Source organism: Enterobacter sp. 186315, from assembly GCF_053290175.1.
The window spans coordinates 174239-188265 of record NZ_JBPTTK010000008.1 but is presented as its reverse complement, the minus strand read 5'-3'; the positions used below and the strand labels follow the sequence as shown (position 1 = coordinate 188265).

Annotated in this window: 15 protein-coding genes; 8 read left to right on the top strand and 7 right to left on the bottom strand. The window is 56.9% G+C overall.

The window, feature by feature from the left end:
* Nucleotides 1–19: 19 nt before the first annotated feature.
* From ACSVHP_RS11890 to trmL, 5 genes are all read left to right on the top strand, one after another.
* Nucleotides 20–382 (top strand): YibL family ribosome-associated protein, encoded by a 363-nt coding sequence (locus ACSVHP_RS11890; protein ID WP_417313598.1) that lies wholly within the window; start codon nucleotides 20–22, stop codon nucleotides 380–382.
* 379 nt (nucleotides 383–761) lie between these two features.
* A complete protein-coding gene (gene lldP, locus ACSVHP_RS11885; protein WP_417313599.1) occupies nucleotides 762–2417 on the top strand; it encodes an L-lactate permease in 1656 nt (551 codons plus the stop codon).
* Nucleotides 2414–3187, top strand: a complete 774-nt coding sequence (gene lldR, locus ACSVHP_RS11880; RefSeq protein WP_447552015.1) for a transcriptional regulator LldR — start codon at nucleotides 2414–2416, stop codon at nucleotides 3185–3187. Before lldP ends, lldR begins: the two co-directional genes overlap by 4 nt.
* Nucleotides 3184–4371 (top strand): FMN-dependent L-lactate dehydrogenase LldD, encoded by a 1188-nt coding sequence (gene lldD, locus ACSVHP_RS11875; RefSeq protein WP_447552014.1) that lies wholly within the window; start codon nucleotides 3184–3186, stop codon nucleotides 4369–4371. The genes lldR and lldD overlap by 4 nt, the downstream gene beginning before the upstream one ends.
* A 229-nt stretch (nucleotides 4372–4600) precedes the next feature.
* Nucleotides 4601–5074, top strand: a complete 474-nt coding sequence (gene trmL / locus ACSVHP_RS11870) for a tRNA (uridine(34)/cytosine(34)/5-carboxymethylaminomethyluridine(34)-2'-O)-methyltransferase TrmL (RefSeq protein WP_417313600.1) — start codon at nucleotides 4601–4603, stop codon at nucleotides 5072–5074.
* Here the strand turns inward: trmL and cysE are convergent.
* The 5 genes from cysE to ACSVHP_RS11845 form a co-directional block, all read right to left on the bottom strand.
* A complete protein-coding gene (cysE, locus tag ACSVHP_RS11865) occupies nucleotides 5071–5892 on the bottom strand; it encodes a serine O-acetyltransferase (protein WP_008502718.1) in 822 nt (273 codons plus the stop codon). The genes trmL and cysE overlap by 4 nt on opposite strands.
* A 76-nt stretch (nucleotides 5893–5968) precedes the next feature.
* The gene (gene gpsA / locus ACSVHP_RS11860; RefSeq protein ID WP_234674172.1) at nucleotides 5969–6988 is read right to left on the bottom strand and encodes an NAD(P)H-dependent glycerol-3-phosphate dehydrogenase; all 1020 of its coding nucleotides are present in this window, start codon (nucleotides 6986–6988) and stop codon (nucleotides 5969–5971) included.
* Nucleotides 6988–7455: a protein-export chaperone SecB gene (gene secB / locus ACSVHP_RS11855; RefSeq protein ID WP_003860835.1), complete on the bottom strand. Its 468-nt coding sequence runs from the start codon at nucleotides 7453–7455 to the stop codon at nucleotides 6988–6990. Before secB ends, gpsA begins: the two co-directional genes overlap by 1 nt.
* Nucleotides 7456–7487: 32 nt before the next feature.
* The gene (grxC, locus tag ACSVHP_RS11850; RefSeq protein ID WP_014068373.1) at nucleotides 7488–7739 is read right to left on the bottom strand and encodes a glutaredoxin 3; all 252 of its coding nucleotides are present in this window, start codon (nucleotides 7737–7739) and stop codon (nucleotides 7488–7490) included.
* 11 nt (nucleotides 7740–7750) lie between these two features.
* Complete coding sequence (locus tag ACSVHP_RS11845) at nucleotides 7751–8182, bottom strand: rhodanese-like domain-containing protein (RefSeq protein ID WP_112011913.1); 432 nt, start codon at nucleotides 8180–8182, stop codon at nucleotides 7751–7753.
* A 247-nt stretch (nucleotides 8183–8429) separates the two neighbouring features.
* On the opposite strand from ACSVHP_RS11845, the gene gpmM reads away from it, so the two are divergent.
* From gpmM to ACSVHP_RS11830, 3 genes are read left to right on the top strand one after another with little or no spacing between them, the layout of a single operon-like run.
* Nucleotides 8430–9974, top strand: a complete 1545-nt coding sequence (gene gpmM, locus ACSVHP_RS11840; RefSeq protein WP_447552013.1) for a 2,3-bisphosphoglycerate-independent phosphoglycerate mutase — start codon at nucleotides 8430–8432, stop codon at nucleotides 9972–9974.
* Between the two features lie 33 nt (nucleotides 9975–10007).
* The gene (envC, locus tag ACSVHP_RS11835; protein ID WP_234674177.1) at nucleotides 10008–11267 is read left to right on the top strand and encodes a murein hydrolase activator EnvC; all 1260 of its coding nucleotides are present in this window, start codon (nucleotides 10008–10010) and stop codon (nucleotides 11265–11267) included.
* A 3-nt stretch (nucleotides 11268–11270) separates the two neighbouring features.
* Nucleotides 11271–12203: a divergent polysaccharide deacetylase family protein gene (locus tag ACSVHP_RS11830; RefSeq protein ID WP_447552012.1), complete on the top strand. Its 933-nt coding sequence runs from the start codon at nucleotides 11271–11273 to the stop codon at nucleotides 12201–12203.
* 34 nt (nucleotides 12204–12237) lie between these two features.
* On the opposite strand, the gene ACSVHP_RS11825 is transcribed toward ACSVHP_RS11830, so the two are convergent.
* Both ACSVHP_RS11825 and ACSVHP_RS11820 read right to left on the bottom strand, forming a co-directional pair.
* Nucleotides 12238–13152, bottom strand: coding sequence for a capsular polysaccharide synthesis protein (locus ACSVHP_RS11825; protein WP_447552011.1), 915 nt, complete (start codon nucleotides 13150–13152; stop codon nucleotides 12238–12240).
* A gap of 14 nt (nucleotides 13153–13166) precedes the next feature.
* Complete coding sequence (locus tag ACSVHP_RS11820) at nucleotides 13167–14015, bottom strand: glycosyltransferase (RefSeq protein WP_447552010.1); 849 nt, start codon at nucleotides 14013–14015, stop codon at nucleotides 13167–13169.
* Nucleotides 14016–14027: the final 12 nt, after the last annotated feature.

Genomic DNA, 14027 nt, shown 5'->3' with positions numbered 1-14027 from the left:
GTTTTTAGAGTCATTTGTCATGAAAGAAGTCGAAAAGAACGAAATTAAACGTCTGAGCGATCGCCTCGATCTGATCCGCCACCAGATGGCTGGCCTTTCCCTAGTTGAGTCCGCCGAGAAGTATGCGGAGCTGGAAAAAGAAGCCGCCACGCTGGAAACCGAAATCGAACGCCTGCGCGAAGTAAAAGGCCAGAAGCTGAGCAAAGAAGCGCAGAAGCTGATGAATATGCCGCACCGCCGCGCGATCACCAAAAAAGAACAGGCCGACATGGGCAAGCTGAAGAAAAGCGTCCGTGGGCTGGTCGTGGTTCACCCGATGACCGAGCTGGGCCGCGAAATGGGCCTGAAAGAGATGACGGGTTTTAGTAAGACCGCTTTTTAATCATTCTTCCCCTCACCCTAACCCTCTCCCCAAAGGGGCGCGGGGACTGTACGGTGCGGTTTTCTCCCTCTCCCCAAAGAGCGAGGGGACTGTACTGTGTGGTTTTCTCCCTCTCCCTGTGGGAGAGGGCCGGGGTGAGGGCATCAGGCCCCACCCCGCCGCAAATTGGCCCAACCAATCCCCAACTCCCCGCCTGCCTGGTTCACATTTCTATCAATTACGCTCACAAAATCATTGCCCGCCCATAACATCTGGTTAACCATTCATTGTCATTCACCCTACATCACAATATTGGCAGGACCACTTTTACGCAGTCCTTGACGCTGAGATGAGCGCAGACTCACCGCGACGCTGACTGTGCGGTCCCCTGGAGACCTGCATGAGCCTCTGGCAACAAAACTACGATCCGGCCGGAAATATCTGGCTGTCGAGCCTGATCGCATCGCTCCCGATCCTGTTCTTCTTCTTTGCGCTGATTAAGCTCAAGCTGAAGGGCTACCTTGCCGCGACCTATACCGTTGCCATCGCCCTGATGGTGGCGCTGTTCTTCTACAAAATGCCGGTCGATCGCGCGCTGGCCTCGGTGGTATACGGCTTCTTCTACGGGCTGTGGCCGATTGCGTGGATCATCATCGCCGCCGTCTTCGTCTATAAAATCTCGGTGAAGACCGGGCAGTTCGACATTATTCGCTCGTCGATCCTCTCCATCACCCCGGACCAGCGCCTGCAAATGCTGATTGTCGGCTTCTCCTTCGGTGCGTTTCTGGAAGGGGCAGCAGGATTCGGCGCACCCGTGGCGATCACCGCCGCGCTGCTGGTGGGGCTGGGCTTTAACCCGCTGTACGCCGCCGGGCTGTGCCTGATCGTTAACACCGCGCCGGTGGCGTTCGGTGCGATGGGCATTCCGATTCTGGTCGCCGGACAGGTCACAGGGCTGGACAGCTTTGAGATTGGCCAGATGGTGGGCCGCCAGCTGCCGTTCCTGACCATTATCGTGCTGTTCTGGATCATGGCGATTATGGACGGCTGGCGCGGGGTGAAAGAGACCTGGCCTGCGGTCGTGGTCGCGGGCGGTTCCTTCGCCATTGCCCAGTACCTCAGCTCCAACTTCCTCGGCCCGGAACTGCCGGACATTATCTCGTCGCTGGTGTCACTGGTCTGCCTGACGCTGTTCCTGAAGCGCTGGAAGCCGGTACGCATTTTCCGCTTCGCCGATATGGGCGCATCGCAGGTCGATCGGACGCTGGCGCGCACCGGATATACCCCCGGGCAGGTTATTCGCGCGTGGTCGCCGTTCCTGTTCCTGACCGCCACCGTCACGCTGTGGAGCGTCCCGCCGTTTAAGGCGCTGTTTGCCCCGGGCGGCGCGCTGTACGACATGGTGATTAACATTTCCGTGCCGTTCCTCGACAAGATGGTTGCCCGTATGCCGCCGGTGGTGCATGACGCCACGCCGTACGCGGCCGTCTTTAAGTTCGACTGGTTCTCCGCAACCGGCACCGCCATTCTGTTTGCGGCTATCCTTTCCGTGGTGTGGCTGCGCATGAAGCCTGCCGCTGCGGTGCAGACCTTTGCGAGCACGATTAAAGAGCTGATGCTGCCGATCTACTCCATCGGGATGGTGCTGGCGTTCGCGTTTATCTCGAACTATTCCGGCCTGTCGTCGACGCTCGCTCTGGCGCTGGCGCATACCGGCCACGCCTTCACCTTCTTCTCGCCGTTCCTCGGCTGGCTGGGGGTATTCCTGACCGGGTCGGACACCTCGTCTAACGCCCTGTTCGCCGCGCTTCAGGCCACGGCCGCGCAGCAAATCGGCGTGTCGGACGTGCTGCTGGTGGCGGCCAACACCACCGGCGGCGTGACCGGGAAGATGATCTCTCCGCAGTCCATCGCCATTGCCTGTGCGGCGGTGGGGCTGGTCGGCAAAGAGTCCGATCTGTTCCGCTTTACCGTCAAGCACAGCCTGATATTTACCTGCATGGTCGGGGTGATCACCACCCTTCAGGCCTATGTCTTAACCTGGATGATTCCATGATAGTGATGCCCAGACGCCTGTCCGACGAGATCGCTTCTCGCGTGCGGGCGCTGATTGAAGAACAACAGCTCGAAGCGGGCATGAAACTGCCCGCCGAGCGCCAGCTTGCCGTCCAGCTCGGCGTGTCGCGAAACTCGCTGCGGGAAGCGCTGGCGACGCTGGTGAACGAAGGGGTGCTGCTCAGCCGTCGCGGCGGCGGCACTTTTGTGCGCTGGCAGCATGATGACTGGTCTGAGCAAAATATCGTTCAGCCGCTCAAAACGCTGATGGAGAACGACCCGGACTACAGCTTCGATATCCTCGAAGCCCGTCACGCCATCGAAGCCAGCACCGCCTGGCACGCGGCGATGCGCGCCACCGAGGCCGATAAAGAGAAGCTCAAAGCCTGCTTTGAAGCCACCCAGAGCAGCGACCCGGATATCGCCTCCCAGGCCGACGTGCGTTTCCATCTGGCCATCGCCGAGGCGTCGCACAACGTGGTGCTGCTCCAGACCATGCGCGGCTTCTTCGACCTGCTGCAATCCTCCGTGAAGCAGAGCCGCCAGCGCATGTATCTGGTGCCGCCGGTCTTTGCACAGCTAACCGAACAGCACGACGCGGTGCTCAACGCCATTTTGAACGGCGACGCCGATGCCGCGCGCAAAGCGATGATGGCGCATCTGGGCTTCGTCCATACCACCATCAAACGATTCGATGAAGATCAGGCCCGACAGGCGCGTATTACCCGTCTGCCTGGCGATCACGATATGACCAGGGAGAACAAAGCATGATTATTTCAGCCGCCAGTGACTACCGCGCCGCCGCCCAGCGCATTTTGCCGCCCTTTTTGTTCCACTACATCGACGGCGGGGCCTATGCCGAATACACCCTGCGCCGCAACGTGGAAGATTTGTCGGAAGTGGCGCTGCGCCAGCGCGTGCTGAAAAATATGTCCGATCTGAGCCTTGAGACAAAGCTGTTCAACGAAACGCTCTCTATGCCGGTAGCGCTGGCGCCCGTGGGGCTATGCGGTATGTACGCCCGACGCGGCGAAGTACAGGCCGCCGCCGCCGCGGATGCGAAAGGCATTCCGTTTACCCTTTCCACCGTGTCGGTCTGCCCTATCGAAGAGGTCGCCCCGACCCTTAATCGCCCGATGTGGTTCCAGCTGTACGTGCTGCGCGACCGGGGCTTTATGCGCAACGCGCTGGAGCGTGCAAAGGCGGCGGGTTGTTCCACGCTGGTGTTTACCGTCGATATGCCGACGCCCGGCGCGCGCTACCGCGATGCGCACTCCGGGATGAGCGGCTCGAACGCTGCCCTGCGCCGCTACTGGCAGGCGGTGACGCACCCGCAGTGGGCGTGGGATGTCGGCGTAAACGGTCGTCCTCACGATCTGGGTAATATCTCCGCCTATCTGGGCAAACCGACGGGACTTGAGGATTACATCGGCTGGCTGGCGAATAACTTCGATCCGTCGATATCCTGGAAAGATCTGGAGTGGATCCGTGAATTCTGGGATGGCCCGATGGTCATCAAAGGGATCCTCGACCCGGAAGATGCCCGCGACGCGGTGCGCTTTGGCGCAGACGGGATTGTGGTCTCTAACCACGGCGGACGTCAGCTGGATGGCGTGCTCTCCTCCGCCCGCGCGCTGCCCGCCATCGCCGATGCGGTGAAAGGCGATATCGCTATTCTGGCCGACAGCGGCATTCGCAGCGGGCTGGACGTGGTGCGCATGATTGCGCTCGGTGCCGACAGCGTACTGCTCGGACGCGCCTATCTGTACGCGCTGGCCACGCACGGCCAGGCGGGGGTGGCGAATCTGTTGAACCTAATCGAGAAAGAGATGAAGGTGGCAATGACCCTGACCGGCGCGAAATCTATCGGCGAAATCAGCAAGGATTCGCTGGTGCAGGAGCTGAGTAAGCTCCCGGCGGCGCTGGCACCGATGGCGCACGGGGATGCGGCTTAGGAAAAGAAAGTCCCCTCACCCTGACCCTCTCCCCAAAGGGGAGAGGGGATGCTATTCTGCCCGCCGTAATAAAGGAGCCTGTCCAGTAGGCGTATATTGTTGCAGCCAGTCTGAACACGGACAGCGCGGAACAACCGGAGCGTACACGTAGTACGTGAGGATTGTGAGCACTGCCCAGGTTTAGAATGGCAAATAAAATAGCCTAATGGGCAAGGCGCAAGGGGGCATCATGCTTAACATCGTACTATTCGAACCAGAAATTCCACCCAACACCGGCAACATCATCCGCCTGTGCGCCAACACCGGGTTTCGCCTGCATATCATTGAGCCAATGGGCTTTACGTGGGACGACAAGCGCCTGCGCCGGGCGGGGCTGGATTATCACGAGTTTACCGCCGTGGTTCGCCATCATGACTACGCCGCGTTTCTGGACGCCGAAAAACCGCAGCGCATGTTTGCCCTGACGACCAAAGGTACGCCAGCGCACAGCGCCGTGAGCTATCAGGAAGGGGATTATCTGATGTTTGGCCCGGAAACCCGCGGCCTGCCGGCCACCATTCTCGATGCCCTGCCTGCCGAACAAAAAATTCGCATTCCGATGATGCCGGACAGCCGCAGCATGAACCTGTCTAACGCGGTGTCGGTGGTGGTGTATGAAGCGTGGCGCCAGCTGGGATACGCTGGCGCGCTCGTCAAACGTTAAATGCCGTCACCATACTCAAACGTATGGTGAATGCCGTTGAAGTGCTGATCCATGTCCATCGACGGCTTGTCGCTGTCTGGCTTACCGACGATACGCGCCGGTACGCCGGCGGCGGTGGTGTGTGGCGGAACGGGTTGCAGCACCACGGAGCCTGCGCCAATCTTCGCGCCGCGACCCACTTCGATATTGCCGAGGATCTTCGCGCCCGCGCCAATCATCACCCCTTCACGGATCTTCGGATGGCGATCGCCGCTGGTTTTGCCCGTACCGCCCAGCGTTACGGATTGCAGGATCGACACGTCATCTTCAATTACCGCCGTTTCACCCACCACGATGCCGGTCGCGTGGTCGAGCATAATGCCACGCCCAATTTTCGCCGCCGGATGGATATCCACCTGGAAGGTTACGGAAACCTGGTTTTGCAGGAAGATCGCCAGCGCGCGGCGGCCCTCGTTCCACAGCCAGTGGCCGATGCGGTAAGCCTGAAGCGCGTGAAAGCCTTTCAGGTACAGCAGCGGCGTAGAGTATTTATCAACAGCCGGGTCGCGCGTGCGCACGGCCTGAATATCACAGGCGGCAGAGGCGATCATCTCCGGGTCTGCGGCGTAGGCCTCTTCCACCACTTCGCGAATGGCGATAGCCGGCATGATTGAGGACGCCAGCTTGTTGGCGAGCATATAGCTCAGGGCGCTACCGAGATTTTCGTGCTTGAGAAGCGTCGCGTGATAGAAGCTGGCAAGCATAGGCTCGCAGTCGGCCAAAGCCCGGGCTTCAGCTTTAATATTGTTCCAGACGATATCCAGTTCTTCACACGGCATTGCTAACTCCAGACGATATGATAATGACCAGCCAGTTCTGCGCTGGCTGGGTCATTCAGGTGATAAGGGTTCCGGCTCAGTTGCTGCTGCGCTCGTCCTTGCGCGCACGACCTAATAGGGTCAATGCTGCCTCGCGCGCATTTTTTCCGCAATACAATACCTGATAAATTTCCTCGGTTATTGGCATTTCGACACCAAAACGGTGTGCCAATTCGCGAACCTCTTTGGTATTGCGGTAGCCTTCAACCACCTGTCCAATCTTCTCCTGCGCGCTTTGCACATCGCTGCCCTGTCCGAGCATCATGCCAAAGCGGCGGTTACGCGACTGGTTATCGGTGCAGGTCAGCACCAGATCGCCCAGACCCGCCATCCCCATAAAGGTGGCCGGATCCGCACCCAGCGCTTCGCCCAGGCGGGACATCTCGGTCAGGCCACGGGTGATGAGCGCCGTACGGGCGTTCGCGCCGAAGCCAATACCGTCAGACATCCCGGCTCCGATAGCAATCACGTTCTTCACCGCCCCGCCCAGCTGTACACCGATAAAATCGGGGTTGCTGTAGACGCGGAAGCTTTTGCCGCAGTGCAGCAGTTGCTGAAGATCGTCGGAGAAGTCCTGATCCGTCGACGCCAGAGAGATGGCCGTCGGCAGGCCCGCCGCCAGCTCTTTTGCAAAGGTTGGCCCGGAGATCACCGCCAGCGGAATCGCATCGCCCAGCGCTTCGCGGGCAACGTCCTGGAGTAAACGTCCAGTTTCGGCTTCAAGCCCCTTCGTCGCCCAGACAATGCGCGCATCGTCACGCATCAGCGGCTTAATCTGGCGCAGCACTTCGCCAAACACATGGCTTGGCACCACAATCAGAATATTGCGGCTGGCCGCCAGCGCGGTGGCGAGATCGCTTTCCAGATGGAGTGAGTCAGGGAACGGAACGTCCGGGAGAAACGCCACATTGCAGCGGTCGTGTTGCAACGTCGCGATATGTTTAGGATCGTGGCCCCACAGGACCACTTCGTGACCATTTCTCGCCAGCGTGATAGCAAGAGCGGTGCCGTAAGAGCCGGCACCGATCACAGTCATTGACGCGTTAACAGTGCTCATCAGGCATCCTGATGTTGTTCAGCACCTTCGCCAGCCTGCTGTTGCAGATAGTTCATGAACAGCGCATCGAAGTTAACTGGCGCAAGGTTCAGCTGCGGGAATGTACCGCGGGATACCAGGCTGGTGATGCATTCGCGAGCATACGGGAACAGGATGTTCGGGCAGTATGCACCCAGGCAATGTGCCATCTGGTTGCCTTCGATACCGCCGATAGAGAAGATGCCGCCCTGCTGTACTTCGCACAGGAAGGCAGTTTCTTCGCCCAGAGAAGCGGTAACGGTGACGCGCAGTACGACTTCATACACATCATCCGCCAGCTGGGTGGATGCGGTATCAAGATCAAGTTTAACCTCTGGCTGCCAGTCTTTCTGGAAAACGTGTGGCGCATTTGGCGCTTCGAAAGAGACATCTTTGGTGTAGATGCGCTGGATCTGGAAAGTCATTTCGGTGTTGTTTTGTTCTGACATGGAAAAACCCTTTTTAATTGTCCTAAAGTCTCTTAGCGCAGCAGGGGATCGAGTCCACCACGCGCGTCGAGCGCATACAAGTCATCACAGCCGCCAATGTGCTGCGCATCAATAAAAATCTGCGGAACCGTCGTGCGGCCACTACGTTGAATCATCTCTTCGCGTTTTGTCGCGTCACCATCAATTGGCAGCTCCTGGAAGGTGACGCCTTTGCTGTTCAGCAGCGCTTTCGCACGATGGCAGAACGGGCATGTTGCTTTGGTGTAGATCTCGATATTGGCCATGACTTAATTCCTTATTTACCGCGCACTAAAGGAAGATTTTCCCCGCTCCAGCCGGAAATGCCTTCTTTCAGTACCGTTACATTTTCGAAGCCTGCTTTATGCAGAGCGTTGGCAGATTCCTGCGCCTGCATACCTGTACCGTCTACAACGATAATAGGCTGGGCTTTGTGCTTATCCAGTTCGCCAAGGTTATTCGCTTTAATTTCAGCGGGCAGCAGGTTGATAGAGCCTGCAATGTGACCTTTACGGAAATCATCACGCTGACGCAGATCGACTACGACGGCGTCTTCTTTGTTAATCAGGCGCGTCGCTTCACCACGGGTAATCACCTTAATTTTAGACGTCAGGCCTTTAAAGGTGGTGAATAAAACTGCGGCCAGCAGGCCAATCCACGCGATGCTCAGGACCGGGTGGCGGCTAACAAATTGCATAATTTCTTGCATGGGGGGTAACGACTCCCGTCTTAGTGATTAAAAAAACCAGGTCAGGAGTATACCTGTGCGCTGTGGCAAATACAGCCAGCGACAATAAGCTAATCCATTTTCTGCGGGATGCCACGAAAAAAAAGGCCGAAAATGGCCGGAGAAGCGCCTTGCCCCTACGCATTCTTTGATCTTCCCGGGCTGTTTGAACGATTCAGCTGTAGTAAAATTACGCAAATTTTTGACTCTTGAGCATGAGGTTGTCGCAATGTCGGTTTCTAAAAAACCTATGGTACTGGTGATTCTGGATGGCTATGGCTACCGTGAAGACAGCCAGGATAACGCTATTTTCAACGCCAAAACCCCGGTTATGGATGCACTGTGGGCTAAACGTCCGCATACCTTAATCGACGCATCGGGCCTGGAAGTGGGTCTGCCGGATCGCCAGATGGGCAACTCCGAAGTTGGACACGTGAACCTGGGCGCGGGCCGTATCGTCTACCAGGATCTGACCCGTCTGGACGTTGAAATTAAAGAACGTACCTTCTTCTCCAACCCGACGCTGACCGGTGCGGTAGATAAAGCCGTTGCCGCAGGCAAAGCCGTACACATCATGGGTCTGCTCTCTGCCGGCGGCGTTCACAGCCACGAAGATCACATCATGGCGATGGTTGAGCTGGCAGCAGAACGCGGTGCAGAGAAAATCTATCTGCACGCCTTCCTCGATGGTCGCGATACCCCACCACGCAGCGCTGAAGGCTCACTGAAAGCCTTCGAAGACAAATTTGCCGCGCTGGGCAAAGGCCGCGTAGCCTCTATCATCGGTCGTTACTACGCCATGGACCGCGACAACCGCTGGGATCGCGTAGAACAAGCCTATGACCTGATGACGCTGGCGAAAGGCGAATTCCAGTTCGCAACCGCCGTTGAAGGTCTGGAAGCCGCCTACGCGCGTGATGAAAACGACGAATTCGTGAAAGCGACCGTGATCCGTGCCGAAGGCCAGGCCGATGCGGCAATGGAAGACGGCGACGCGCTGATCTTCATGAACTTCCGCGCTGACCGTGCCCGTGAAATCACCCGTGCGTTCGTGAACAGCGATTTCGACGGTTTTGCCCGTAAGAAAGTGGTGAAACTCGACTTCATTCAGTTGACCGAATACGCCGCAGACATCAAAGCACCGTGCGCTTACCCACCTGCTTCACTGGAAAATACCTTCGGTGAGTGGATGGCGAAGAACAACAAAACCCAGCTGCGTATCTCCGAAACGGAAAAATATGCCCACGTCACCTTCTTCTTTAACGGCGGCGTAGAAGAGCCGTTCAAAGGCGAAGACCGCATTCTGATCAACTCGCCGAAAGTCGCGACCTACGATCTGCAACCTGAAATGAGCTCCGCAGAGCTGACGGAAAAACTGGTTGCGGCGATCGAAAGCGGCAAGTACGACACCATCATCTGTAACTATCCGAACGGCGACATGGTCGGCCATACCGGCGTGATGGAAGCGGCGGTGAAAGCGGTTGAAGCGCTGGACCACTGCGTTGAGCAGGTCGCGAAAGCGGTTGAATCCGTAGGCGGCCAGCTGCTGATCACCGCAGACCACGGTAACGCAGAACAGATGCGCGATCCAGCGACCGGTCAGGCGCACACGGCCCACACCAACCTGCCGGTACCGCTGATCTATGTCGGTGATAAATCACTGAAAGCGGTTGAAGGCGGCAAGCTTTCCGACATCGCGCCAACCATGCTGACGCTGATGGGTATGGAAATCCCTAAAGAGATGACTGGCAAGCCGCTGTTCATCGTGGAATAATCGCTCCCCATGAGGGGAAAGGCGATTTATTCAATCACATGGGTCGTGAAGCCGCTTCGGTTATCCGTCAGGGCCCTGGTTTACGCCAGCGCATTTAGCGCTGGCGTATTGCTGTGCGCGTCGTCCGCCCATGCGGACGATCGCGATCAGCTAAAATCCATTCAGGCCGATATCGCCGCCAAAGAGCGCGCGGTACGCCAGCAACAGCAGCAGCGCTCCTCACTTCTTGCGCAGCTTAAACAGCAGGAAGAGGCCATCTCTGCCGCCGCCCGCAAGCTGCGTGAAACGCAGAACACCCTCGCGCAGCTAAACAAGCAGATCGACGACATGAACGCCTCGATTGCGAAACTCGAGCGTCAGCGCGATGCCCAGGAGCGCAATCTGGCCGCCCAGCTTGATGCTGCGTTTCGTCAGGGCGAGCACACCGGCATTCAGCTGATTTTAAGCGGCGAAGAGTCTCAGCGCGGCCAGCGTTTACAGGCCTACTTTGGCTACCTGAACCAGGCGCGTCAGGAAACCATCGCCCAGCTCAAGCAAACGCGCGAAGAAGTTGCCTCGCAAAAAGCCGAGCTGGAAGAGAAGCAGAGCCAGCAGCAAACGCTGCTTTACGATCAGCAGGCCCAGCAGGCGAAGCTCGAACAGGCGCGTAATGAGCGTAAGAAAACGCTCGCCGGGCTGGAGTCCTCCATTCAGGCAGGACAAAGCCAGCTGAGCGAAATGCGCGCTAACGAATCAAAACTCCGCAACAGCATTGCGCGCGCAGAAGCGGCAGCTCGCGCACGCGCCGAGAAAGAAGCGCGCGACGCGCAGGCCGTGCGCAACAAGCAGCAGGAAGCCTCCCGCAAAGGCACCACCTACAAACCTTCCGAAAGCGAGCGCTCGCTCATGTCGCGTACCGGCGGCCTGGGGTCGCCACGCGGTCAGGCCTACTGGCCGGTTCGCGGTACAATTCTGCATCGCTATGGCGAACAGTTGCAGGGTGAGCTACGTTGGAAGGGGATAGTTATCGGTGCGTCTGAAGGTAGCGAAGTGAAAGCCATCGCCGATGGCCGCGTGATCCTGGCCGACTGGCTCCAGGGTTACGGGCTGGTGGTCGTGGTGGAACACGGTAAAGGCGACATGAGTCTTTATGGCTACAACCAGAGCGCGCTGGTCAGCGTGGGCACGCAGGTGCGCGCAGGCCAACCCATCGCCCTCGTGGGCAGCAGTGGCGGTCAGGGCCGCCCGTCACTCTATTTCGAAATTCGTCGCCAGGGTCAGGCGGTCAATCCACAGCCGTGGTTGGGAAGATAAGTTTTGCTTCAATTTCGTCGAATGGTTTTCTCCGTCGTCAGCGCACTGGCGCTGGCTGCACCGGTATACGCAGGCAAACTCGCGATTGTGATTGATGACTTCGGTTATCGTCCACACTATGAAAATCAGGTGCTGGCGATGCCGTCAGCCATCTCCGTTGCCGTCCTGCCGAATGCGCCACACGCGCACGAGATGGCGACCAAAGCCCACAACGGCGGACATCAGGTGCTGATCCACCTGCCCATGGCCCCCATCAGCAAGCAGCCGCTGGAAAAAGATACCCTCCGTCCGGACATGAGCAGCGATGAGATCGACCGCATCATCCGCGAGGCTTACAACAAGGTGCCGTACGCCGTGGGGCTGAACAACCATATGGGCAGCGCCATGACGTCGAGCCTGTACGGAATGCTGAAAGTGATGCAGTCCCTTGAGCGCTATAACCTCTACTTTCTCGACAGCATGACCATTGGCAACAGCCAGGCCATGCGGGCCGCTCAGGGAACGGGCGTGAAGGTCATCAAGCGTAAGGTGTTCCTCGACGATACGCAGAACGAGGCGGATATCCGCGTTCAGTTCAATCGCGCGGTGCAGCTGGCGCGTCGTAACGGCTCGGCGATAGCTATCGGCCACCCGCATCCGTCCACCGTGCGCGTGTTGCAGCAAATGCTGCCGACGCTGCCTTCCGATATCACGCTGGTGCGTCCGAGCGATCTGCTCAACGAGCCTCAGGTTGATACCTCAAGACCGAATAATGCGCAGCCCGCTAAGCCCGAGCCGCGTAATCCGTTCCGTGGCGTCATGAACTGCACGCCAAAACAGCCGCTGGAGCCGGTCTACGCGACGCGGTTCTTCACGGTGCTGGGCGAAAGCATTGGTGAAAGCACGCTGGTGAAATACGTGCAGCAGCAGTGGCAGGGATGGGGCAGAAAAGCCTGATAACAAAAAGCCACCTGTGAAGGTGGCTTTTTTGTCATTCCAGGCGGAAGGTACCGTCGAGGATCTTGCTGTAGACCGTGGGTTGTCCGTGAGCTTCTGACCGGTACTGCTCTTTGTGGGACAGCTTATAGATCCCCACCGGGTCGCGGCTCAGGGTTTCCATCGCTCTGGCGTCCGGCGTAGAAGAGATAAACTGGCGGATCAAAAAACGGTTATTTCCGGTCACCGGCTGTGCGTCCATCATTTCCCGGAACGGCAGGTATTTCTCACGAGCATACAAAAAGCTGTAATCAATCAGGAAATACTCAATCAGCTTATCGTGCTGCTCCCAGTAGCGGTAAAGAATATCCCGGACCAGCTTCACCAGCGTATTGCCTTTTTGCGCCGCCAGAAAATAGGCCGTCCAGTATCCCTGGCTCAGCGCATTCTCGTTTGAATCAAAACGCAGCGACGAGAAGGTGTTTTCATAAAACGACTCCGGCACCGCTTTCGTCATAAACACCGTGGCATCCATCCAGATCCCGCCGTATTGATACAGCAGAGAGCAGCGAACAATATCGGAATATTGCGCCTTACTGATAAGCCCCGCTTTGTATTTGCTTGTGATGTGTTCGGGTAAGGTCAGATAGTCAGGAATATTATCATCCGTCAGGATCACAACCTGCGCATCTGGCGTATTACGCTGGACCGATTCGATACAACGCTTAACCAGCGCGGGCGCGCTTTCCACCCCCTGGAACCAGCAGATCCAGATGATGCGTGACGGGGTATTTAACGTGGTATTGATAGGTTCTGGCTGTATATTGAGCGCATCGATAACGCCAAAAATGGTCTCTTTTTTCTTCTGCTCAAAGTGTCCGGCCGCACGCTGAAAAAGAGAAAAACCGGTTTTCTTATGCCAGCGCCGCGTCTTCTTGATGAGTTTATTAATCAGGTTGAGATTCATCATACCGCCCTTTTAATTTAGAACATCTCTTTTAACGTACGGCGCAGCAGCTTCATTCTGAGCTTGGCATCTTTTTTACGCCCACGTAATAGAGCATTCATGCGCGATGATTTAAAGCCGCGAAACGACATCAGCTGGAACAGGTTATTGCTTTTTGTCGTTTCAGACATGTGCTGGCGATATTTAAAATAGAGCTTCCGATATGCGTTATATTTTTTTATTTGCGAAGTAATTCGATTGCTGCCGTGCTCGGCATCCACCATCGCAGTGCTAAAACTGTATTTAATACCGGGACCGTATTTTAGAATTAATTTGATCCAGACATCGCGATCCTGCTGCTGCTTAATCTCAGGAGAAAAACCGCCGACCCCCAATAATTTCTCTTTAGTTGTCAGCACCTGGTTACCCACCACGTTTTCACACAGGATATCCTGTAAGCCAATGATTCTTTTATCATTGCTATCGGGGAAGGTACGGTGGGATTTATCAAGACGTGCAGGCGTGTCGGTCACAAAGGCGTAGTTTTCATCATAACGCGCAACGAGCTTTTCCAGGCGTTCCGGCAGGAAGTAATCATCATCATCCAGCCCGGTAACAAATACCCCGTGCGAGAGCGCGTAACCCCGGTTGCGGCTGTAGTTAGAGCCGCTGTTTTTCTCATTTCGCTCGTAGGTGAAATGGGCAAAACGCGCTTCACACTCCGCCCGCAGGCGTTCGATAAGCTGCGACGTTTTTTCGTTCGAACAATCATCAACAACAATCAATTCTACAGCAGGGTATGTCTGAGCAATCACTGAGCGAATGGCGCGTTCCAGTAAATCTTCTCTGTTGTAGGTGGTGATAATTACTGAAATCAGTTCGTTCATAGCCAGCTCGTC

What these genes read in the sequence shown, in the direction of transcription:
- ACSVHP_RS11845 (WP_112011913.1), bottom strand. Translation starts at nt 8,182, where the DNA reads ATGCAAGAAATTATGCAATTTGTTAGCCGCCACCCGGTCCTGAGCATC.
- lldP (WP_417313599.1), top strand. Translation starts at nt 762, where the DNA reads ATGAGCCTCTGGCAACAAAACTACGATCCGGCCGGAAATATCTGGCTG.
- ACSVHP_RS11820 (WP_447552010.1), bottom strand. Translation starts at nt 14,015, where the DNA reads ATGAACGAACTGATTTCAGTAATTATCACCACCTACAACAGAGAAGAT.
- secB (WP_003860835.1), bottom strand. Translation starts at nt 7,455, where the DNA reads ATGTCAGAACAAAACAACACCGAAATGACTTTCCAGATCCAGCGCATC.
- lldR (WP_447552015.1), top strand. Translation starts at nt 2,414, where the DNA reads ATGATAGTGATGCCCAGACGCCTGTCCGACGAGATCGCTTCTCGCGTG.
- ACSVHP_RS11825 (WP_447552011.1), bottom strand. Translation starts at nt 13,152, where the DNA reads ATGATGAATCTCAACCTGATTAATAAACTCATCAAGAAGACGCGGCGC.
- grxC (WP_014068373.1), bottom strand. Translation starts at nt 7,739, where the DNA reads ATGGCCAATATCGAGATCTACACCAAAGCAACATGCCCGTTCTGCCAT.
- trmL (WP_417313600.1), top strand. Translation starts at nt 4,601, where the DNA reads ATGCTTAACATCGTACTATTCGAACCAGAAATTCCACCCAACACCGGC.
- cysE (WP_008502718.1), bottom strand. Translation starts at nt 5,892, where the DNA reads ATGCCGTGTGAAGAACTGGATATCGTCTGGAACAATATTAAAGCTGAA.
- lldD (WP_447552014.1), top strand. Translation starts at nt 3,184, where the DNA reads ATGATTATTTCAGCCGCCAGTGACTACCGCGCCGCCGCCCAGCGCATT.
- gpmM (WP_447552013.1), top strand. Translation starts at nt 8,430, where the DNA reads ATGTCGGTTTCTAAAAAACCTATGGTACTGGTGATTCTGGATGGCTAT.
- ACSVHP_RS11890 (WP_417313598.1), top strand. Translation starts at nt 20, where the DNA reads ATGAAAGAAGTCGAAAAGAACGAAATTAAACGTCTGAGCGATCGCCTC.
- gpsA (WP_234674172.1), bottom strand. Translation starts at nt 6,988, where the DNA reads ATGAGCACTGTTAACGCGTCAATGACTGTGATCGGTGCCGGCTCTTAC.